The sequence below is a fragment of the Rhodoferax sp. TS-BS-61-7 genome (assembly GCF_002943465.1).
GTDB lineage: Bacteria > Pseudomonadota > Gammaproteobacteria > Burkholderiales > Burkholderiaceae_C > Allorhodoferax.
The window spans coordinates 212,706-231,940 of sequence record NZ_PTQY01000006.1; the positions used below are offsets into that span (position 1 = coordinate 212,706).

Below are 19,235 nucleotides of genomic sequence, written 5' to 3' on the forward strand. Positions count from 1 at the left end.
GCAGGAATATAAGGAGAAACCCGTACAAACAAGCCCATAAGGTCAGATAAGATGTCATGACATGTATGTGTGATGACAAAGGTTTTTGAGAATGACGACTAACGGGCACTTCAGCAGCGGGCACCAGGCGGTGTCTGGCATGGCTGACTATGACTACATCGTGGTGGGTGGCGGAACCGCTGGCGCCCTGCTGGCCAACCGGCTCAGCGCAGACCCCCAAAATTCGGTGCTGCTGGTAGAAGCCGGCGGCCGCGACAACTACCACTGGATCCACATCCCCGTGGGTTACCTGTACTGCATCAACAACCCCAAAACGGATTGGTGTTTTCGCACCGAACCCGACCCCGGCCTGAACGGCCGGTCCTTGATCTATCCGCGTGGCAAAACGCTGGGGGGCTGCTCCAGCATCAACGGCATGATTTACATGCGGGGCCAGTCGCGCGACTACGACGCCTGGGCCGCGGAACTGGGTGACACGCAGTGGAGTTGGGCGTCTTGTTTGCCCCACTTCAAGCAGCACGAGTGGCACCACCGGCTGGATGCAAAACACCTGCAGACCGGCAGTTTCCCCACGGCGGATTTACATGGCGGGCGAGGAGAGTGGCGGGTGGAGCGGCAACGTCTGCGCTGGGACCTGCTGGATGCATTTGCCACCGCGGCAGAGCAGGCGGGCATTCCCAAGAGCGATGATTTCAACACCGGCAGTAACGAAGGTGTGGGCTATTTTGAGGTCAACCAGAAATCGGGTTTTCGCTGGAACACGTCCAAGGCCTTTTTGAACGCCAGCGTGCGCAAGCGCAGCAACCTGACCATCTGGACGCAGACGCAGGCGAGCAAGCTGGTGCTGGCGCCAGACGGCCAAGGCGCCACCGTGTGCCAGGGGCTGGAAGTGATCCGCGGCGGGCAGCGTGTGGTGCTGAAGGCGCGCAAGGAAGTGGTGTTGTGCGCCGGCGCCATTGGCACGCCGCAGCTGCTGCAACTCTCCGGGGTGGGGCAACCCGACCTGTTGGCAAAGTTCGGCATACCGCTGGTCAAACGAATGGATGGTGTGGGCCAGAACCTGCAGGACCACTTGCAGATCCGCGCGGTCTACACCGTGAAGAACGCACTTACGCTCAACACCCTGGCCAACTCCTGGTGGGGCCAGCTCAAAATTGGCATGCAGTATGTGCTGTCGCGCAGCGGGCCCATGAGCATGTCGCCGTCGCAGCTGGGTGTGTTCACCCGCAGTGATGCCAGCCGGGCGCACCCCAATATCCAGTTTCATGTGCAGCCGCTGAGCCTGGAGGCATTTGGGCAACCCCTGCACAACTTCCCTGCACTCACGGCCAGTGTGTGCAACCTGAACCCGACCAGCCGGGGCGGGGTGGCCATCAAGTCGAACGATTTCACCGTGGCGCCTGCGATAGCACCCAACTACCTGAGCACACGGGACGACCAGCAGGTCGCGGCCGATTCGTTGCGGGTGGCGCGCAACATCATGGCGCAAGCCGCCATGGCACCGTACGCACCGGCAGAGTTCAAACCCGGTGTGCAGTACCAGACCGACGCCGAGTTGACCCAGTTGGCGGGCGACATTGCCACCACCATCTTCCACCCGGTGGGAACGGCCAAGATGGGCGTGGCCGACGACCCCATGGCAGTGACCGACGCCCGGCTGCGTGTGCATGGCATACGCGGGCTGCGCATTGCCGATGCGAGCGTCATGCCCACCATCGTCAGTGGCAACACCAACAGCCCCACGCTGATGATTGCGGAGAAAGCAGCCGCATGGATTCGCGCGGGTGAATAACTTTCAAGGACTCCCTCCATGCCCGTTGTGAACCTGCAAGTCATCGCTGGGCTCAGCGTTGACCAGAAGCGCACGCTGGTCGCCGAGATCACGCAGACCCTGTGCCGCGTGACCGGCGCCAAGCCCGAGCGCACGCACATCCTCATTCACGAGGTGGCAGATGAAGACTGGGGGCTGGAAGGGCGGCTGGTGCTGGACCGCAGGGCCGCGTCGGCACCAAAGACCTGACGCCTTCTGTGCGTCGGGTCGCTGGCGTTCAGGCTTGGGTGCGCACGTGCAGGCGGGTGTTCTGGCAGCGGTGCAGCGCCACGTAGTGCTCCACGGCGCGCCCGTCTTTGGTGAAGGCGACGGACTCAATGCGCAGCAGGGGCTCCGGTGTCTCCAGCTGCAAGAGTTCCATGGTTTCGGCGTCCGGTAGCGTTGCGTCTATCCAGCGCTCGGCCTTGGCCACATGCAGGCCGTATTGGCGCCGCAACACTTCGTACAAGGATTTGTCTTCGAGCCGAATCTTGTGCAGCTCGGGCGCCACATCGGTGGGAATGGCGGTGCTTACCAGCAGCCGGATATTGCCGTCCACACTGCGCAGGCGCCGCAGGGATGTCACTTCGGAGTTGCTTTGCAGGCCCAGCGCAACGGCTTCTTTTTCGTCCGGTGCGCGTTGGCTTTGGTGCAGCACCTGGGTTTTGACCACGCGGCCCTTGAGCGCCATTTCGTCCGAGAAGCCCAGCACCATGGAGATGAAGTCTTCATCGCGTTTGGGTGTGGAGATGAAGGCACCCTTGCCCTTGATCTTGTAGATCAGCCCGCTGCGCACCAGGTCCGACAGCGTTTCGCGCACCACGATGCGCGAGATGCCATAAATCTCGCCCAGCTCGGCCTCCGAGGGCAGCTGTGCGTTGACACCCAATTCACCACTGACGATTTGCTGTCGCAGAATGTCCCGCAGCTGAATCCACAAAGGAGTTCCGCTATCGCGTTGCAGCAAATTCAAGGGTCGTGAGGTCACACACAGTCTTTCTCATGGGCTTCAGCTAGTTGCCGCATATTGTGTTTGTTGACAAGAATGGACCGGCATCGGGACACCTCCGCGTGTGTGCGGTCGACGCCCCAGCCCAGCTCCTCGCTCGCCGCCTGGGCCATGGTTTCCAGCGCGGCATGGTCCAGATGCCCCAGGAAGGCCGCCAGACTGCGGTGCAACACCAGGTCGGACAAACGCACCACCCCGGTCAGGCGACACAAGCGACGCAGGGATTGTATGTCTGCCCCATCGAAGCCCAGGTCGACGCTGGGGATGGGCAGCCCCACGGTAGACACCGTTCGTTGCTTGTGGACCAGGGGGAGCACGGCGTCGGTGGCTTCTTCGGCCAGTGCCCGGAAGGTCGTCCACTTGCCGCCCACCAGGTTCACTACCGGCAGGGTTCTAGCCCCGTCGGGGCCGTCCACAATCACATGGTGGTCACGCGAGATCTTGCCGGGCTTGCCCGCTACACCGTTGCTGGACTGGATGGTGGCCAGCGGCCGCACCCCCACAAAGGTGTAAACAATCTGCTCCCTGGAAAATGCGAATCGCGGAAAGACCTCCTGCAACACTGCCAGAAGGTAGTCAATCTCGGCAGCGTCGGTCTGCACCTTGTCGGGGTTCACCACCGGAATGTCGGTGGACCCGGCCAGCACCCGCCCCCGGAACGGATACACGATGCAGACCCGCCCGTCATTCGCCTCAAAGTACACCATGCGCCCCTTGAGAGCGGCCAGCAGGGCAGGGTGGTCCATGACCAAATGTGAGCCCTTGGTACCCACCAGGCGACCCTTGGGCACCCCAAAGAGGCCACTCAGTTGCTCCAGCCAGGCGCCGGTGGCGTTCACCACCACATCGGCCGTCACACCGATGTCGGTGTCCAGCACCGTGTCCCGCAAGGTCAACCGGTTGCCAGTGAACTCTGCGAGTTCGCAATGGTTGCAAACGACGGATCGGCTTTGGGCCCGGTGGCCATCGGCGATCAGTTCGTGCATCAAACGTTCGGGGTGATTGATCCACGCGTCATAAAAGTGTGCCGTCCAACGCACATCGTCCGACAGCAGCGCCTTGTCTGCTTGGCTGATGGATGCCACGCGGTGCCCGGGCAGAGATCGGTTTTTTCGACCCATCAGGTCGTACAGCTTGAGCCCCAGAGAAACGGCCAACACGCCGCGCGACCGGGCCGGCGGGTTGGCCCCAAAGAAGCGCAGCACGCTGCCAAAGAGTCCTCCCAGTCGCGAGGACAACGGGATCACCGTGTGCAGGGGCTGTACCAGGTGCGGGGCTGTCAACAGCAGGTTGTTGCGCTCCTGGGCCGACTCCTTCACCAGCGAAAACTCGGCGTTTTCCAGGTAGCGCAGGCCGCCGTGGATCATGCGGGAGGGCGCGCTGCTGGCACCGCTGCCCACATCGCCCTTGTCAATCAGCAGGCACTGCACACCTTGCAGGCACAGGTCGCGGAAGACACCAATGCCGTTGATGCCGGCGCCCACAATGACCACCTGAAAGTGTTGTCCCTGGATGCTGGCGGGGCGGGCGTGTGCGGATGGTTTGGGTTCGTGCATGGGGCGCGCGTTCATGGCAGAGGCTGGTTCAACCGGGCGAAGACAGGCCCCATGTCGGCCAACAGGCCCTGGAAGTTGGCCAGGTACTGGCCGTAGAAGCTGCGCTGGTCTGCGATGGGGTCCACCTGTTGGAGTGCGGCTTGCAGTGGGGCGGGTGTGTGGCCCACGGCCGACGCCGCGAACATGGCCGCGCCGCGTGCGCCGCTCTCGTCGGCCCCGGGTGTGTAAACCGTGCTGTCCAGCATGGTGGCCAGCAGGGCACTCAGCCGTGCATCGCCGGCGCCTCCGCCCAGTGCAAACAGGCGGCGGCGCGGCAAACCGCTGGCCGCCAGGGCATTCAGGTTGTTGGCATGCAGGGCCACCACACCTTCCACCGCAGCGCGTGCCATGTCGGCGGGTGTGTGAAAGGCCCGCAAGCCCAGGAAACCTGCGCTGGCATCACCACCGCCGTTGATGAACGGGATATAGCGCAGACCATGGGCGCCTGGCACCGAAGTGAACGCAGCATTCAGCAGGTCCGCAGTGCTGTGCTGCAGCGTGTTGGAGAGCCAGGTGGTGTTGGCCATGCCCGCCGCGCTGTTGTTCATGACCATGACGGATTTTTTGGAGTCCAGCAGCACCACATTGCTGATGCCAGCCGCCGCGGCATTCAAAACCGTGGCAATGGAGCCGTCGTTTGCACCGATGGCGGCGTTCACACACCAGGTGCCCAACACCGCGGCAACGTCTCCCACCTGCGTGGCGCCCACACCCGCCATGGCGCCATACAAATCAATGGCTCCCATGGCAATGGGAATAGATGCTGGAAGCCCCGTGTGGGCGGCCAGCTCGGGGCGCAATTGCCCCAGCGGGCTGCCACTGTCTTGCAGGCGGGCCAGCAGGTCCGGCCGCCATGGGGGTACCTGGGCCACCGCAAATGCCAACTCTGAAGGACGTCTTGTGGTGCTATCCAGCAGGCCCGCCGTGCTGGCGTCGCTGTAGTCGGTGGCGCGCTCGCCGCACAGCACCATGGCCACATAGTCTTTGGCAAAAAAGAGAGTGCTTGCTTGCTGAAAGGCAGCCGGATTCAGCCGGGCGATGTCGGCGGCAATCATGGACGGCTGCCCCGACCAGGGGCCTGTGCCCACCGTGCTGAACAGCTGACGCGCCTGGGTCTGCGCCAGGGCATTGGCAATCGGCGTGGCACGCTGGTCGGTGGACGACACCGCAAAGTCATCGTGCAGCGCACCCGCGGCATCCACCACATACAGCCCGCCACCATGGCCCACACAGGCCATCGCAGCCACATCGGTGGCACGTGCGCCCAGCTGTTGGCTCACCTGCGCCAACAAACCCGTGATCAACGGGCGTAGCACGTTGCCGGGCACCTGGCAGGTGCCGGTGGACGCCCGCTGCCAAGGAATGGCGGCACCAGCTTGCGCCAGCACGGTACCCCTCTCCCCATCAAATGCCGCAATTTTTAAACTGGTGGAGCCAAGATCCAGGCCAATGTAAATGTGACTCGCCATGCAACAACACCCTCTGTTTCTTTTGACTTGTCATTACATCATATGAGTCAAGGTTTGCCAACACTAGGGTAAACGCCAATAAAATTGGCCGATTCAGGCCATTAAACTCATAAACATGTCATAACAACTTGGTGGTGTGACAGCGACCGTGAACTCAGAGGAATGAACAAATGAAGAGCAATGTATTGGGGTCTTCGGGAATCTTGTGCTCCAGCGTGGGCCTGGGCACCTGGGCCATGGGCGGGTGGATGTGGGGTGGCAACGACGACGGGGCCGCCATCCGCTCCATCCACGCCGCGCTGGACGCGGGCGTCAACTTCATCGACACCGCGCCGGCGTATGGCTTGGGCCATGCTGAAGCACTGGTGGGCACCGCTATCCAGGGGCGGCGCGACCAGGTGGTGCTGGCCACCAAATGCGGATTGGTGTGGCACACCCAACGCGGCACCCTGTTCTTTAACGAAGAAGGCAAAGACGTGTACCGCTACCTGGGCAAGGAGTCCATCGCCCACGAGGTAGAGCAAAGCCTGGCCCGCCTGAAGACCGACTACATCGACCTGTACTTCACCCACTGGCAAGACGCGACCACGCCCATTGCCGAAACCATGGAGGCGCTGCTGAGTCTGAAGAAGCAGGGAAAAATCCGCGCCATCGGCATCAGCAATGCCGACGAGGCTATCCTGGCCGAGTACCTGCGTTATGGCCCGGTGGACGCGATTCAGGAACGTTACAGCCTGCTGGACCGCGGCATCGAGAAAGACCTGATTCCCCTGTGCCGCGCCAACCAGGTGTCGGTGCACGGCTACTCGTCGCTGGCGCTGGGCCTGCTGGCCGGCCCCATCGACCCCGCGCGCGTGTTTGGGGGCGACGACCAGCGCAAAGACAACCCCCGCTTCAGTGCCGAGAACCGGGCGCACCTGGTGAACTTCTTTGCCGCTGTCGAGCCCATCCGCGCCTACCACGGCTGCAGCTATGGGCAGCTGATGATTGCCTGGTCCCTGTCCAACGTGGACGTGGCCTTGTGCGGCGCCCGCACGCCCGCGCAGGCCCAAGACAACGCCGGTGCTGGCGCCATCGCACTCACCCCGGCCGAGCTGCAAGCCATTGCCGCCGCCGCCCAAACCCATTTGCACACGATTGTTTAAAGGAAAACCCATGAAAGAGATTCGCCTCCAACGGCTGTTCCAAAACGGCGGCTGTCTGGATATCGCCATTGACCACGGTGTCTGCAACGAACCTTCGTTTCTGGATGGGCTAGAAGACATGCCCGCGGTGGTGGACGCCTTGGTGCAGGCCCAGCCCGATGCCATCCAGATGAACTATGGCCAGGCCGACCTGCTGCAACGCCGCCCCGGCCGTACCAAGCCCGCGCTGGTGATGCGCGTGGACATGGGCAACCCCTACAACGCCACCGTGCACCGCGTCATGTGGGCGCTGCTGCAGAACAAAAAAGACCCGGTGCTGCCTGCGGTGCAGATGGATGCATCGTGTGTGGTGGTCAACCTGTTCATGCTGCCGAATGAACCGGACCTGTTCCGCCAGTGTGTGGAGAACATTTCCATCGTGCGTGCGGACTGCGACAAGTACGGCATGCCCCTGATGATCGAACCACTGGTGATGCGCCCGCACAGCGAGAAGGGCGGCTACATGGTGGACGGTGATGCCGAAAAAATTGTCACCTTGGTGCGCCTGGCGCGCGAGATGGGCGCCGACATCATCAAGGCCGACCCCACGGCAGATGCCAATGAATTCCACCGCGTGGTGGAGGCCGCCCGCTGCCCGGTGCTGGTGCGTGGCGGTGGCCGCGAAGACCTGCGCCAAGTCTTTGCCCGCTCCCGCACCCTGCTGGACCAGGGCGCGGTGGGCATGGTGTATGGCCGCAATGTGTACCAGCACCAGAGCCCGCAAGCAGTGGTCAAAGCCCTGATGGCCATGATCCATAACGGGGCCAGCGCGGAAGAGGCTTGGGCGTTGTACGAAGGTAAGTAGACGAAGCTTGAAACAAAAACAGCTCCTAAGTTAGGAGCTGTTTGCGCAATATCCACGGGGGATATCGGCCGATTACTCTCTCATTCCCGCTTGAACTTGCGAGTGTTTCCCTTGTAGTTCATTTCTTCGGCGTTGCCTTCTCAAAGACGCCGCTAAGGACCTCTTTCAAAACTGTTTTTAGGAGCGGCTCGGAGTTGACTTTCATGGCCGCCCCCGCTTTGTCTTGCAACGAAACGAACTTTCCTGCGAAAGGAGATTGTTGTTTGTCCGACGCTACGGAATCGAACTCTGCAGCAGTCATCAGTGGCGCCCATGCCTGCGCGAGGTTGGCATTCCATTGCTCCCGGTACTTTGGCAAAACCAGTGCCATTTCCGCCTTCAGTAACTCATCGGCCTTTTGTGGATTAAGTGTCGTCTCTACGATTTTGAAAGTAGTCGTGGTCTTGGCGATTTGGTAGGTCAAGCCAGCCAGGTTGTCACCGAGGCGCAGGGCTTTGACCATCTTGAGTGCGCTGTCTTCACTCTGCCCAAATGCAAGGGTGGCTGCAAAGAAGAATGTCCATGCAGTTGTGCGGCGCATGAGAGAGGTGAATATTCTGAAATTTGGCATAGCTTTAGCGTTTATGTTGGGATGCTCAAGTCATAACTTTCATAGCGAACCCGCGCTTCAAAGCCGGCTGATGCGAGAGCAAGAACAAGAGCTTTTGCCTCTGCAACGGACAGAGTGGACACAATGGAAGGCTGACTCGCAAGGCACAAGTCGACCGCGTTCTTCGCTTGCGCAAGTCCAAGGGTGGAGTGCTGACGAACGGCTTGAATCGCCGATATGACTAGCGCATCCTTGCGCCAACCATTGATGAAAACCTCGGGCACCTCTTTTGCATTTGGATTCCCGCAAGCTTTAAAGGCGGCCACTGACTCTGCAAGTGGTCGGTGATAGCTGACGAAAAAAGGGTGTCCATCAGAGCGTGAAACAAATAGTGGTGCGTTGCCTGCAACAGAATTCCTGAAGTCGCCGGTCTTCATGTAGCGAGCGGATTGATAGTAAAAGACCCAACCGACGTCGAATTCCTCGGTCTTACTGGAGAGCAATTGCAGTTCTACCCCGATAGAGCTTCGTGAAAGAAGCTCACGGTTAGCAACCTCGTTGGCTTGGGAAAGACTGAGATTCATTTGATTGGTAACGTCCAATGTCACTGGCATACGGCACACACCGCCAAACTGCAGCTGGAGTTTGCTTGTCCGCATGGGCTGATCTGTTAAGGCTGCGCTGCAACAGCTTGCCTCCGGGTGAAGGAGCGGAAGACTTGCATATGCACCATATATGCAACGACGAGCGCGACCACCACGAGTGCCCAGTGCCAGGGCTCAAAGCCTGATTGGTTGAAACGAATGGGCAGGTTAGTGGCTTCGACGAGCAAGGCGACCTCGACAGCAGCCAAGAAGACAGACGCGAAGTAGCACCAAGTTGGCGTGGGTGCAGGTGCGAGTGTTTGTTGCCTGTGGCGGCCAGCAAGGCGCAGAAAGAAGCCAAGCGCGATTGCACCCAGGACCACCGCGAGCATCAGTTTTCCGAGGACAGCGACAAGGGAAGCTCCTGCAACAGACAGAACCAAGCCAGCCACATCGACAACGACCAGAACCCCATCAACAACTTTTCGTTTGAGTGCTAAAAACATTTTGTTTTGGGAGTATTAACGTCCGAGGGCACTGGCCCGCTGCTGTGTATCCGCATGGACCAAAGTGTTAAGCGTCATCTTCAGCATAGCCAATCACCCGCTAACTGTTGCCAAGAATTTCTTATGAAACTCGGCTGCGATTTCGACCTGCTCCATCGCCAGTGCTGCTTGCTCAAGCCTGCGCCAGAACGCAGCTTTGCACAGGTGGTTTTCTCCTATGGTGGCAATTTCTTGCAGGGCGAGGCCAAGCTCATTGTGGTCAAGGAACTCATCAAATTGATCGAGAGACGTGGTTACCTCACTGAATGAAGAACTTGAAGCAACGAGATAGCGGCGTGCATCTTTTAGATTTTCTTCAACGATGCCCGATTGCTTGAAGAGACGCGGGTCGTTCATGCAGCCTCACTTGATATAGACCGCAGAACTGCGAAAAAACATGGCCGAATGTTCATGGTGCGCGCCTCCTTTGCAGCAGCTAAGTGATTGCTTTCACTCGTTTTTCAGGAAGTATAGGGTCTTGTACTAATCCCAAAAAATAAACCGCGAATCCACGAAAACGTGCAGAGTCGCCATCAATACAACCAAGCCAGAAACAAAAACAGCTCCTAAATTAGGAGCTGTTTGCGCAATATTCATGGGCTCTAGAGCCCGATTTGGCTATTATTTCTGCTCTGCAGCAGCCTCCGTCCAGCCACCGCCCAACACCTTGTACAAGGTGACCAGGTTTTGCAGTTGTAGCGCCTGCACTTGCACCACCGCTTGCTGCGCGGTGAAGAGCGAGCGTTGGGCGTCCAGCACGTCAAACGAGCTGGCCACACCGTTCTGGAAGCGCAGGTCGGTCAGGCCCATGCGGGTCTTTTCGGCTTCCAGTTGTGCGGTCTGTGCCTGCAGCTGGTCGCCCAGCGTGGCGCGGCCGGCCAGGGCGTCGGCGACTTCGCGGAAGCCCGTTTGAATGGCCTTCTCGTACTGGGCCACGGCAATCTCCTTGTTCACCTTGGCGGCTTCCAGGTTGGCCTGGTTGCGGCCCGCGTCAAACAGCGGCATCAGCAGCTGGGGCACAAAACTCCAGACGCTGGTGCCGTTGCTGAACAGGGTTTCCAGGTCGTTGCTGGCCACACCCGCGCTGGCGGTGAGCGTGATGCGCGGGAAGAAAGCCGCGCGTGCGGCACCAATGTTGGCGTTCAGGGCCAGCAGGTTTTGCTCGGCCTGGCGTACATCGGGGCGGCGCACCAGCAGCTCCGATGGCACACCAGCTGGCAGGTCGCTCAAAAAGCCTTGCTCGGCCATGGACACACCGGCGGGCAAGTCGGCAGGCAGGGGCTGGCCCACCAGCAGCACCAGGGCGTTTTCGTCTTGGGCACGCTGGCGGGTCAGTTGGGCCAGCGACACCTTGGCAGCTTCCAGCAACGACTGGGCGCTGCTGAGGTCCAGCTTGGAGGCCGCATCGTTATCAAACTTGAGCTGCATGAGGCGCAACGACTCTTGGCGCGTCTTCAGTGTTTCACGTGTGGCGCGTAGCAGTTCGTCGTCGGCCAGCAGGTTCAGGTAGGTGTTGGCCACCGACGCGATCAGGCTGATCTGCACCGTCTTGCGGGCTTCTTCGGTACCCAGCAGCTGGGCCTGGGCGGCCTGGCTCAGGGCCCGCACGCGGCCAAAGAAGTCCAGCTCATACGCGGTAACGCTCAGGCCGGCCGTATAGCTGCTGGTGACGGCGCCGTTGGCGGCCGGGCCACGGCTGCCGTTGATGCCGGCGTTTACCGTGGGCAATTGGTCGGCGCGGGCCACCTGCAGCTTGGCGCGGGTTTGCTCGATGTTGAGCACGGCCACGCGCAGGTCGCGGTTGTTTTGCAGGGCCAGCTCAATCAGGCGCTTGAGGCGCGCATCCTTGAAGAAGGTTTGCCATTCAATGTCGGCCGCGGTGCGGGCGGTCGCGTTGGCCGCAGGGGCTGGTTCCGCTGCGGTGGCAAAGCTCTCGGCCACCGGTGCCGCCGGGCGGCTGAAGGTGGGGATGAAGCTGCAACCGGCCAGCCACAGCGCGGCTGACAGGGTGGCCAAGCGCGCCACCGGGCGGCTGGGGGAGAAATGCTTACTCATGGGTATCCACTCCGATTTGGTGTCCGTGTTCTGCGTCAAATTGGCGCTGGCGTTCGCTGCCCTTGAAGATGCTGCGCACCACCACAAAGAAGATGGGCACAAAAAACACCGCGAGGACCGTGCCCACCGCCATGCCACCGATCACACCGGTGCCGATGGCGCGCTGGCTGGCCGAGCCGGCGCCGCTGGCAATGGCCAGGGGCAACACGCCCAGCATGAAGGCCAAGGAGGTCATCACGATGGGGCGGAAGCGCATGTGTGCCGCGGCCAGGGCCGACTCGATCACGCTCTTGCCTTGGGCCTGCAGGTCCTTGGCAAATTCAATGATCAGAATCGCGTTTTTGGCAGACAGACCAATGATGGTGATCAGGCCGACCTGGAAGTACACATCGTTGGCATAACCCCGGAACAGGGTGGCCAGCACCACACCCAGCACGCCCAGCGGCACCACCAAAATCACCGACAGCGGGATGGACCAGCTTTCGTACAGCGCGGCCAGGCACAAGAACACAGCCAGGATGGCGAAGGCGTACAGGATTGTGGCTTGTGAGCCGGCCTGTTTTTCCTGGCGCGACTGGCCGGTCCACTCAAAACCAAAGCCTGGCGGCAACTGGGCCGCGAGTTTTTCCATCTCGTCCATGGCTTCGCCGGTGCTGAAGCCAGCGGCTGCCGCACCACCAATACGCATGGCGGGGTAGCCGTTGTAACGCACGGTTTGCATGGCGCCCTTGATCCAGCGGGTGCTGGCAAAGGCGGACAGCGGCACGGCCTTGCCCTGGTTGTTCATGGCGTTGAATTTCAACAAATCGTCGGGCTGCATACGCGCCGTGGCATCTGCTTGCACCACCACGCGTTGCAGGCGGCCCGCGTTGGGGAAGTCGTTGATGTAGCTTGAACCCAGCGCCGTAGAGATGGTGCTGTTGATCGAATCAAAACTCACGCCCAGGGCGCTGGCCTTGTCGCGGTCAATATCGATTTGCAGTTGGGGCGCGTCTTCCAGACCGTCGGGGCGCACTTGCGTGAGCACCTTGCTCTTGGAGGCCATGCCCAGCAGCTGGTTGCGTGCGTTGACCAGGGCATCGTGTCCGTTGCCTGCACGGTCTTGCAAGCGGAAGGTGAAGCCCGAGGCCGAACCCAGTTCGGGGATGGGGGGCGGGCTCAGCGGGAAGATAAACGCATCGCGAATGCCCATGAGTGCGCCAAACGCACGGCCAGCCAGCGCCTCCGCAGAGTGGGCGGGGCCTGGGCGGTCGGCCCAGTCTTTCAGCGTCACAAACGCCAGCGCCGCGTTTTGGCCCTGGCCCGAGAAGCTGAAGCCCAACACGGCCACCATGCTCTGCACTTCGGGTTGCTTCAAGATGAAACCTTCGACCTGCTGCATCACCGACAAGGTGCGCGCCTGGGTGGCACCCGGGGGCAGCTGCACGTTCACGATGATGTTGCCCTGGTCTTCACCCGGCAAGAAAGAGGTAGGCAGGCGCAGGTAGACCACGGCCACGGCACCAATGATGGCGGCGTAGATGACCAGGTAACGGCCAGCCTTTTTGAGCAGGCGCGTGACCACACTCTCATAACCCTTGGCAGTGCTGTTGAAGCGGCGGTTGAACCAACCAAAGAAGCCGGTTTTGGCATGCGCGTGGCCAGCCTCCACAGGCTTGAGCAGCGTGGCACACAGCGCAGGGGTGAGCGACAGGGCCAGGAAGGCCGAGAACGCGATGGAGCTCACCATCACCGCCGAGAACTGGCGGTAAATATTGCCCACCGAGCCCGAGAAGAAGGCGAGTGGCACAAACACCGCAATCAGCACCACGGTCACGCCCACAATGGCACCGGAGATTTGGCCCATGGCCTTGCGGGTGGCCTGCAGCGGCGGAAGGCCTTCCTCGCTCATGATGCGCTCGACGTTCTCCACCACCACGATGGCGTCGTCCACCACGATACCAATCACCAGCACCATGCCGAACATGGTCAACACGTTGATGGACATGCCCAGCGCCAGCAGCGTGGCAAAGGTGCCCAGCAGGGCCACCGGCACCACGATGGTGGGGATGATGGTGTAGCGCCAGTTCTGCAAGAACAAGAACATCACCAGGAACACCAGCACCACGGCTTCGACCAGCGTCTCGGCCACTTGCGAGATGGAGATTTGCACAAAGCGCGAGCTGTCGTACGGAATGCTCCACTTCACACCAGCGGGGAAGTAGGCCTGCAACTGTTCCATGCGCGCACGCACGGCCTTGGCTGCGGCCATGGCGTTGCCGCTGGGGGACAGCTGCACGCCGATACCGACGGCGGGTTTGCCGTTCAGGCGGGCCGAGGTGCCATAACTCTGGGCACCCAGCTCGATGCGGGCCACGTCTTTCAGGCGCACGGCCGAGCCATCGGCGTTAGAGCGCAGAGCGATGTTGCCAAACTGCGCCACGCTGCCCAGCTGGCCGTTCACCACCACGGTGGCGGCAATGCTTTGACCGGTGATGTTGGGCAGGTCACCAATGGCGCCCGACGACACCTGCGCGTTTTGGGCGCGGATGGCGGCGTTTACCTCGGCGGTGGACAGGTTGAAGGCGGCCAGCTTGGCCGGGTCTACCCAGATACGCATGGCACGTTCGGTACCAAACAGCTGGGCCTGGCCGATGCCGGGCAGGCGCTGCAACTCGGGCACGATGTTGCGCGAGGCGTAGTCACCCAGCGCAATCGTGTCCAGCTCCGGGTTGTCCGAAGACAACATGGTGAACAGCAAGAAGTTGGAGCGTGACTTGTCCACGCGCACACCCTGCTGCGTCACCGCAGCGGGCAGGCGCGGGGTGGCGCGCGACAGGCGGTTTTGCACGTCCACCTGGGCCAGGTCGGCGTTGGTGCCGGTCTCAAAGGTCAGCGTGATGCTGCCGGAGCCGTCGGCTTGCGCCACCGACTCCATGTAGATCAGGCCGGGGGAGCCGTTCATTTCGCGTTCGATGACGGACAACACGCTGTCTTCCAGCGTCTGGGCCGACGCGCCGGGGTAGGCGGTGTTCACAACGATGGAGGGCGGCGCCACCGGTGGGTACTGCGAGATGGGCAACTGCGTAATCGCCACGCCGCCCATCACCAGGATGAACAGCGAGATCACCCATGCAAAGATGGGGCGGTTGATAAAAAACTGGGCCATGGAAAAGTGCCTCGTGTGTGCTTATTTGCCCGCGGCCGATGCGGCAGCGGCAGGGGCGGATGCAGCGGCACCGGGTGCGCCGGCGGCGGCAGGCGCAGCGCCTGTCCAGGGCACCGGCTTCACGGGGGCGCCGGGCACCATCATTTTCTGGAAGCCGTCCACGATGACCTGGTCGCCTTCTTTCAGGCCATCCAAAATCACCCACTGGTTGTTCTGCGCGTTGCCCACCTTCACGGGGCGGGGGCCGGGTTTGCCATCGGCACCCACCACCAGCACGGTGTCGCCCTGGTTGGTGCGGGTCACGGCTTGCTGGGGCAGCAAGATGCCGGAAGGCAGCTCGGCCTGCGACAGGCGCACACGCACGTACTGGCCGGGCAGCAGCAGGCCGTCGGTGTTGGGCACCTCGGCGCGCAGCGTGATCTGGCCGCTGGTGGCGTCCACCGTCAGGTCGCTGAACAGCAGCTTGCCGGGTTTGGCCAGCTCGGTGCCGTCTTCCAGCACCACACGCACGGGCACCGATCCATCGCCGGCGGCGCGCAATTGTTTGGAGGCAATGGCTTTGCGCAGGCGCAGCACGTCGGTGCTGCTTTGGGTGAAGTTCACGTACACCGAGGCGGTTTGCTGGATGGTGGCCAGCGCGGTGGTATCGGCAGCGCCGACCAGGGCACCTTCGGTCACGGAGGACTGGCCGATGCGGCCGGAAATCGGGGCGGTGATGGTGGCGTAGGCCAGGTTGATGCGTGCAGTTTCCACCGCCGCTTTGGCCACGCCCACATCGGCTTCTGCCTGGCGCTGGGTGGTTTGCAGGGTCGTGAATTCTTGTTTGCTGATGGCGTTGGCGTCTGCCAAAGGCTTGTTGCGCTCCACCTGTGCGGTGGCTTGGGCCAGGGTGGCCTGGGCCTTCACGACGGTGGCTTGGGCGCTTTCAAAGGTGGCGCGGTAGGGGCCGGAATCCAGTTGGTACAGCACTTGGCCGGCTTTGACCTCGCTGCCTTCGCGGAACAGGCGTTGCAGCACCACACCGTTCACACGGGCGCGCACTTGCGCCACGCGCTGGGCGCTCACGCGGCCGGGCAGCTCGGACTGCAGGGCCACGGACTGGGAGGCCACGGTGACCACGCCCACTTCTGCCGGGGGCATGCCACCGCCAGCACCACCGGCGCCGGGGGCGCCGTCTTTGGCACCGCAAGCGACCAGGGCAACGGCCAATGGAATGGCCAGCATGGCCACGCGGCCGGTAGAGGTAAAGGGCGCACGGCCCTGGGTCTGACGGAACAGCGACATACAGATTTCCCTTGTGACAAAGGTAGTTGGGGAGGCAATCGGGGGAGGGGCTTGCCGGCGATTTGATCTAGGGCAAACCCTCAATAAAAACAGAACCATACCGCGGCAATGGGGTTTAGTATACATACATGCACGAATGTATGTTTGAAAAAAACTACAATATCCCCACATTCCTATGAGGTCAAACCATGGCCCGCAAAACCAAAGAAGACGCCCTAGCCACCCGCGAATTGATTCTGGACGCTGCTGAACGTGTGTTTCACCAGCGCGGGGTGTCGCGCACGTCTTTGCAAGAAATTGCCAAGGACGCGGGGCTGACGCGCGGCGCCATTTACTGGCACTTTGAGAACAAGGGCGAGCTGTTCCACGCCATGATGGAACGGGTGACCCTGCCCATGATGGCGCGCATGACCGAAATGGGGCCCGCCGACGAGGAGCAGCCGCTGGACAAGATCCGCCGCAACACGCTCTCGGCCCTGCAGCAGATTGCCCACAACGACCAGGTGCGCCGCGTGTTTGAGATTGCGACGCAGAAGGTGGAGTACGTGGACGAGCTGCAAAGCATGCGCGAGCGCCACATCGCCGGGCGCAACGACTGTATTGACGACATGCACCGCCTGATGGAGCTGGCGCGCGACAAGGGGCATGTGCGCACCGACATGGACCTGCGCCACGCCACGCTGGGCCTGTTTGCGCTGATTGGCGGGCTCAAGTTCAACTGGTTGCTGTCGCCCGGTGCCTTCGACCTGGAGGCCGTGGGCCTGGCCACGCTGGACGCCTACTTGCACGGCCTGGCTCCAAAACCGACGCCAGCCCCGCGCTGAGTTGCTCCTGTTTTAGGAGCTGCTTGCGCAATATCCACAGGGGCTAGGGCCCTATTTCCTTATAAAACTGCTGCAGCACCGCCGCGGTGTTGGCATCCGCTGGCAAAAAGGTTTCGAGCGCCAGTTCCTGCAGCGTGATGTCCATGGGCGAGCCAAAAATCGTCACCGTGCTGATGAAGTTGAGCTGGCCGTGTGCCGTGTCCAGCTGAAACGGCATCACCACGCCCCGCGTTTCGCCCTGCAGGTGGGCGCGGTCCGGGCCGTGGCTGGCGCCATAACCTTGCAACTCGTCGAACAGCGCCTGCAGCGTGGCGTCGCCGGTGCTGTGGATCTGCTGGCGCAGGCGTTCAAACAGGTGGTGTTTCCACTGCCCCAGGTTGGCAATGCGCGGCGCCAGGCCCTCGGGGTGCAGGCTCAGGCGCAGCACGTTCACCGGGGGCTGCAGCAGCGCGGGCGCAATGTTGTTCAGAAACACCGGCACCAGGCGGTTGGCGCTCACCATGTTCCAGTGCCGGTCCATGGCCAGCGCGGGGTAGGGCTCGTGGCAGCGCAAGATCAGCTCCACCGCGGCGCGTGCCTCGGCCATGTCGGGGTGGTCCAGCGGGCGTTCGCGGTACATGGCGGCGTAACCCGCGCTGGTGAGCAGCTGGTTGCGCTCGCGCAGCGGCACCTCCAGCCGCTCGGCCAGGCGCAGCACCATCTCACGGCTGGGCACCGAGCGGTCGGTTTCCAGAAAACTCATGTGCCGCGTGGAGATGTCGGCCTGGCTTGAGAGCTCTTGCTGGCTCAGGCGGCGGTGCTGGCGCCAGTGCCGCAGGCGTTGGCCAAAGCTGGTGGGGGCAGAGGAGGGGCCGGTGTGGGTGTGCATGGCGGCATGGTAGCGCCGGCCCGTGCCCTTGTGGTGTGGCGCGCATGACCTGCGAGGTAATGGCTTTGCCGCGCCGCGCGCCGCACCATCGGGGCTTCTTTTAACCACCAGGAGTTTTGTATGTCCGCTGTTGCTGCTTTCACTTCCCCCGCAGGTATTCGCCGTGTGTTGTGGCTGGACGCCATCACCGGTGCTGGTTCGGCCGCACTGTCACTCGTTGCGCCGGGCCTGGTGTCGCAGACGCTGGGGGCGCCGGTGGCGCTGGTGCAGGGCTCGGCCTGGGCGGTGCTGGCGTTTGTCGGGTTGATTGCCTGGCTGCTGGCCCAGCGCCCTTTGCCACTGGCCGGGGTGCGTTTGCTGGGTCTGGGCAATGCCGGTTGGGTGCTGGCTAGCGTGTGGCTGGCGTTGGCGGGTGGCGTGGGGCTCAATGCGCTGGGGGTGGCCTATGTGTTGGCCCAGGCGGGTCTGGTGGCGGTGCTGGCGGCGCTGCAGTTGCAAGCCTCGCGCAGCTAGGTCGCTATTAATTCAGGAGCTGTTCGCGCAGTATTTACGGGGGCTAGAGGCACTTTTTACTTGAAAAAATCCTTGATCGCGTTGCCGGCTTTGTCCAGCGCGCCGCCCACGGATTTCGCCAGTGCGCCCATGTTCACCGAGCTGAGCAGGCGTTTCTCCACCGCGTTGGTGATCTCCAGGCCCAGCTCGCCGGGCGTGAGGCCGCCCTTGGCCTTGCCCAGGTCGCGCAGGGCAATGTCGGGCAGGGCCACGGTCACCGTTTGCCCGTTGAGAAAGCTGGCGCTCACCTGGGCCTTGGCGCCGCGGATGACAAACTCCTGCACGATCAGCTTCTTGCCTGGCCCGCTGCTAGTGGACGGGCCCAGGTACTGCGCAATGTTTTTTTGGATGGCGTCAAAATTGGTCATGGTGTCGCCCTTTTCGTAAATCACCTCGGGCGCAATCACGGCGACTTTTTTGACCAGCACCACCTCCTTGGTGAGCGAGGCCACATCCACCTCCAGCTCAATGGTGTCGGCCTTTACCGCGTAGGGCGTTTTGAAACCCGAGGGGTTACCCACCACCAGCCCTTTGAGCATGCCATGCCCGTCCGCCGCCTTGAGCTTGACCGCCGCCACCTGAACGGTGGCACCGGTCATGCTGCTGCCGTACTTGCGGATGGCCGACTGCACCAAACCATCCAGATTGCCCAGCAACCAAAAGGCACCACCGGCGACCAGCAGCACAAACAGGGCGGCGAGGGCGAGCAGGGACTTTTTCATGGGGTCAGCTCCGTTTGCGGGCCATTTCCATCCAGCAGGCACCGCAGCGCCATCGGCCCGGGGACAACTCAATGCCACCCTCTGTGGGGCGTTCGTCCTGGCATTTGCCGGAGCAAAACCGGTAATGCACGGATACTTTTGGCGCGGGTAGCTGGTTCACATGGGCTTCACTGGCTAAATCAGGCGGAAAAA

The 19,235-nt window shown here is 62.0% G+C and carries 17 protein-coding genes and 1 pseudogene; 6 read left to right on the forward strand and 12 right to left on the reverse strand.

Going from position 1 to position 19,235, the window contains the following annotated elements; all coding sequences use genetic code 11:
- Positions 1–91: 91 nt before the first annotated feature.
- Both C5F53_RS16450 and C5F53_RS16455 read left to right on the forward strand, forming a co-directional pair.
- A complete protein-coding gene (locus C5F53_RS16450; RefSeq protein WP_370446747.1) occupies positions 92–1,792 on the forward strand; it encodes a GMC family oxidoreductase in 1,701 nt (566 codons plus the stop codon).
- Between the two features lie 15 nt (positions 1,793–1,807).
- A pseudogene (locus C5F53_RS16455) lies at positions 1,808–2,020 on the forward strand (4-oxalocrotonate tautomerase family protein); the annotation flags it as partial.
- A gap of 28 nt (positions 2,021–2,048) precedes the next feature.
- Here C5F53_RS16455 and C5F53_RS16460 read toward each other — a convergent pair.
- From C5F53_RS16460 to C5F53_RS16470, 3 genes are read right to left on the reverse strand one after another with little or no spacing between them, the layout of a single operon-like run.
- Positions 2,049–2,798 (reverse strand): GntR family transcriptional regulator, encoded by a 750-nt coding sequence (locus tag C5F53_RS16460; protein WP_236635408.1) that lies wholly within the window; start codon positions 2,796–2,798, stop codon positions 2,049–2,051.
- Positions 2,795–4,390: a glycerol-3-phosphate dehydrogenase/oxidase gene (locus C5F53_RS16465; RefSeq protein WP_236635409.1), complete on the reverse strand. Its 1,596-nt coding sequence runs from the start codon at positions 4,388–4,390 to the stop codon at positions 2,795–2,797. The genes C5F53_RS16460 and C5F53_RS16465 overlap by 4 nt, the downstream gene beginning before the upstream one ends.
- Entirely contained in the window at positions 4,387–5,883 is a 1,497-nt protein-coding gene (locus C5F53_RS16470) for an FGGY-family carbohydrate kinase (protein ID WP_105262478.1), read from the reverse strand. Before C5F53_RS16470 ends, C5F53_RS16465 begins: the two co-directional genes overlap by 4 nt.
- Before the next feature lie 170 nt (positions 5,884–6,053).
- Between C5F53_RS16470 and C5F53_RS16475 the strand changes: the two genes are divergently transcribed.
- The gene (locus C5F53_RS16475) at positions 6,054–7,028 is read left to right on the forward strand and encodes an aldo/keto reductase (protein WP_105262479.1); all 975 of its coding nucleotides are present in this window, start codon (positions 6,054–6,056) and stop codon (positions 7,026–7,028) included.
- Between the two features lie 10 nt (positions 7,029–7,038).
- The gene (locus C5F53_RS16480) at positions 7,039–7,872 is read left to right on the forward strand and encodes a class I fructose-bisphosphate aldolase (RefSeq protein WP_105262480.1); all 834 of its coding nucleotides are present in this window, start codon (positions 7,039–7,041) and stop codon (positions 7,870–7,872) included.
- Between the two features lie 118 nt (positions 7,873–7,990).
- On the opposite strand, the gene C5F53_RS16485 is transcribed toward C5F53_RS16480, so the two are convergent.
- The 7 genes from C5F53_RS16485 to C5F53_RS16515 all read right to left on the reverse strand — a co-directional run bounded on the left by C5F53_RS16485 (position 7,991) and on the right by C5F53_RS16515 (position 16,077).
- On the reverse strand, positions 7,991–8,452 hold the full coding sequence (locus C5F53_RS16485) for a hypothetical protein (RefSeq protein WP_105262481.1): 462 nt from the start codon (positions 8,450–8,452) through the stop codon (positions 7,991–7,993).
- A 41-nt stretch (positions 8,453–8,493) separates the two neighbouring features.
- The gene (locus C5F53_RS16490) at positions 8,494–9,075 is read right to left on the reverse strand and encodes a YrhB domain-containing protein (RefSeq protein WP_201740877.1); all 582 of its coding nucleotides are present in this window, start codon (positions 9,073–9,075) and stop codon (positions 8,494–8,496) included.
- A 56-nt stretch (positions 9,076–9,131) separates the two neighbouring features.
- Positions 9,132–9,551: a hypothetical protein gene (locus tag C5F53_RS20165; RefSeq protein WP_146097383.1), complete on the reverse strand. Its 420-nt coding sequence runs from the start codon at positions 9,549–9,551 to the stop codon at positions 9,132–9,134.
- A 93-nt stretch (positions 9,552–9,644) separates the two neighbouring features.
- Positions 9,645–9,947, reverse strand: a complete 303-nt coding sequence (locus C5F53_RS20170) for a hypothetical protein (protein WP_146097384.1) — start codon at positions 9,945–9,947, stop codon at positions 9,645–9,647.
- Between the two features lie 264 nt (positions 9,948–10,211).
- Positions 10,212–11,645, reverse strand: a complete 1,434-nt coding sequence (locus C5F53_RS16505; RefSeq protein ID WP_105262484.1) for an efflux transporter outer membrane subunit — start codon at positions 11,643–11,645, stop codon at positions 10,212–10,214.
- Positions 11,638–14,793, reverse strand: a complete 3,156-nt coding sequence (locus tag C5F53_RS16510; protein WP_105262485.1) for an efflux RND transporter permease subunit — start codon at positions 14,791–14,793, stop codon at positions 11,638–11,640. The genes C5F53_RS16505 and C5F53_RS16510 overlap by 8 nt, the downstream gene beginning before the upstream one ends.
- Before the next feature lie 21 nt (positions 14,794–14,814).
- Entirely contained in the window at positions 14,815–16,077 is a 1,263-nt protein-coding gene (locus C5F53_RS16515; RefSeq protein ID WP_105262486.1) for an efflux RND transporter periplasmic adaptor subunit, read from the reverse strand.
- 188 nt (positions 16,078–16,265) lie between these two features.
- Here C5F53_RS16515 and C5F53_RS16520 point away from each other — a divergent pair, with 188 nt between their 5' ends.
- A complete protein-coding gene (locus C5F53_RS16520) occupies positions 16,266–16,901 on the forward strand; it encodes a TetR family transcriptional regulator (RefSeq protein ID WP_105262487.1) in 636 nt (211 codons plus the stop codon).
- A 43-nt stretch (positions 16,902–16,944) separates the two neighbouring features.
- Here C5F53_RS16520 and C5F53_RS16525 read toward each other — a convergent pair whose 3' ends face one another.
- On the reverse strand, positions 16,945–17,769 hold the full coding sequence (locus C5F53_RS16525) for a helix-turn-helix domain-containing protein (RefSeq protein ID WP_105262488.1): 825 nt from the start codon (positions 17,767–17,769) through the stop codon (positions 16,945–16,947).
- A gap of 120 nt (positions 17,770–17,889) precedes the next feature.
- Here C5F53_RS16525 and C5F53_RS16530 point away from each other — a divergent pair, with 120 nt between their 5' ends.
- Positions 17,890–18,282 (forward strand): hypothetical protein, encoded by a 393-nt coding sequence (locus C5F53_RS16530; RefSeq protein ID WP_105262489.1) that lies wholly within the window; start codon positions 17,890–17,892, stop codon positions 18,280–18,282.
- A gap of 56 nt (positions 18,283–18,338) precedes the next feature.
- On the opposite strand, the gene C5F53_RS16535 is transcribed toward C5F53_RS16530, so the two are convergent.
- The gene (locus tag C5F53_RS16535) at positions 18,339–19,043 is read right to left on the reverse strand and encodes a hypothetical protein (RefSeq protein WP_105262490.1); all 705 of its coding nucleotides are present in this window, start codon (positions 19,041–19,043) and stop codon (positions 18,339–18,341) included.
- Positions 19,044–19,235: the final 192 nt, after the last annotated feature.

Coding starts and splice junctions, on each gene's coding strand:
- C5F53_RS16450 (WP_370446747.1), top strand. CDS start 92: ATGACGACTAACGGGCACTTCAGCAGCGGGCACCAGGCGGTGTCTGGC.
- C5F53_RS16465 (WP_236635409.1), bottom strand. CDS start 4,390: ATGAACGCGCGCCCCATGCACGAACCCAAACCATCCGCACACGCCCGC.
- C5F53_RS16470 (WP_105262478.1), bottom strand. CDS start 5,883: ATGGCGAGTCACATTTACATTGGCCTGGATCTTGGCTCCACCAGTTTA.
- C5F53_RS16475 (WP_105262479.1), top strand. CDS start 6,054: ATGAAGAGCAATGTATTGGGGTCTTCGGGAATCTTGTGCTCCAGCGTG.
- C5F53_RS16480 (WP_105262480.1), top strand. CDS start 7,039: ATGAAAGAGATTCGCCTCCAACGGCTGTTCCAAAACGGCGGCTGTCTG.
- C5F53_RS16485 (WP_105262481.1), bottom strand. CDS start 8,452: ATGCGCCGCACAACTGCATGGACATTCTTCTTTGCAGCCACCCTTGCA.
- C5F53_RS16490 (WP_201740877.1), bottom strand. CDS start 9,075: ATGCCAGTGACATTGGACGTTACCAATCAAATGAATCTCAGTCTTTCC.
- C5F53_RS20165 (WP_146097383.1), bottom strand. CDS start 9,551: ATGTTTTTAGCACTCAAACGAAAAGTTGTTGATGGGGTTCTGGTCGTT.
- C5F53_RS20170 (WP_146097384.1), bottom strand. CDS start 9,947: ATGAACGACCCGCGTCTCTTCAAGCAATCGGGCATCGTTGAAGAAAAT.
- C5F53_RS16505 (WP_105262484.1), bottom strand. CDS start 11,645: ATGAGTAAGCATTTCTCCCCCAGCCGCCCGGTGGCGCGCTTGGCCACC.
- C5F53_RS16510 (WP_105262485.1), bottom strand. CDS start 14,793: ATGGCCCAGTTTTTTATCAACCGCCCCATCTTTGCATGGGTGATCTCG.
- C5F53_RS16515 (WP_105262486.1), bottom strand. CDS start 16,077: ATGTCGCTGTTCCGTCAGACCCAGGGCCGTGCGCCCTTTACCTCTACC.
- C5F53_RS16520 (WP_105262487.1), top strand. CDS start 16,266: ATGGCCCGCAAAACCAAAGAAGACGCCCTAGCCACCCGCGAATTGATT.
- C5F53_RS16525 (WP_105262488.1), bottom strand. CDS start 17,769: ATGCACACCCACACCGGCCCCTCCTCTGCCCCCACCAGCTTTGGCCAA.
- C5F53_RS16530 (WP_105262489.1), top strand. CDS start 17,890: ATGTCCGCTGTTGCTGCTTTCACTTCCCCCGCAGGTATTCGCCGTGTG.
- C5F53_RS16535 (WP_105262490.1), bottom strand. CDS start 19,043: ATGAAAAAGTCCCTGCTCGCCCTCGCCGCCCTGTTTGTGCTGCTGGTC.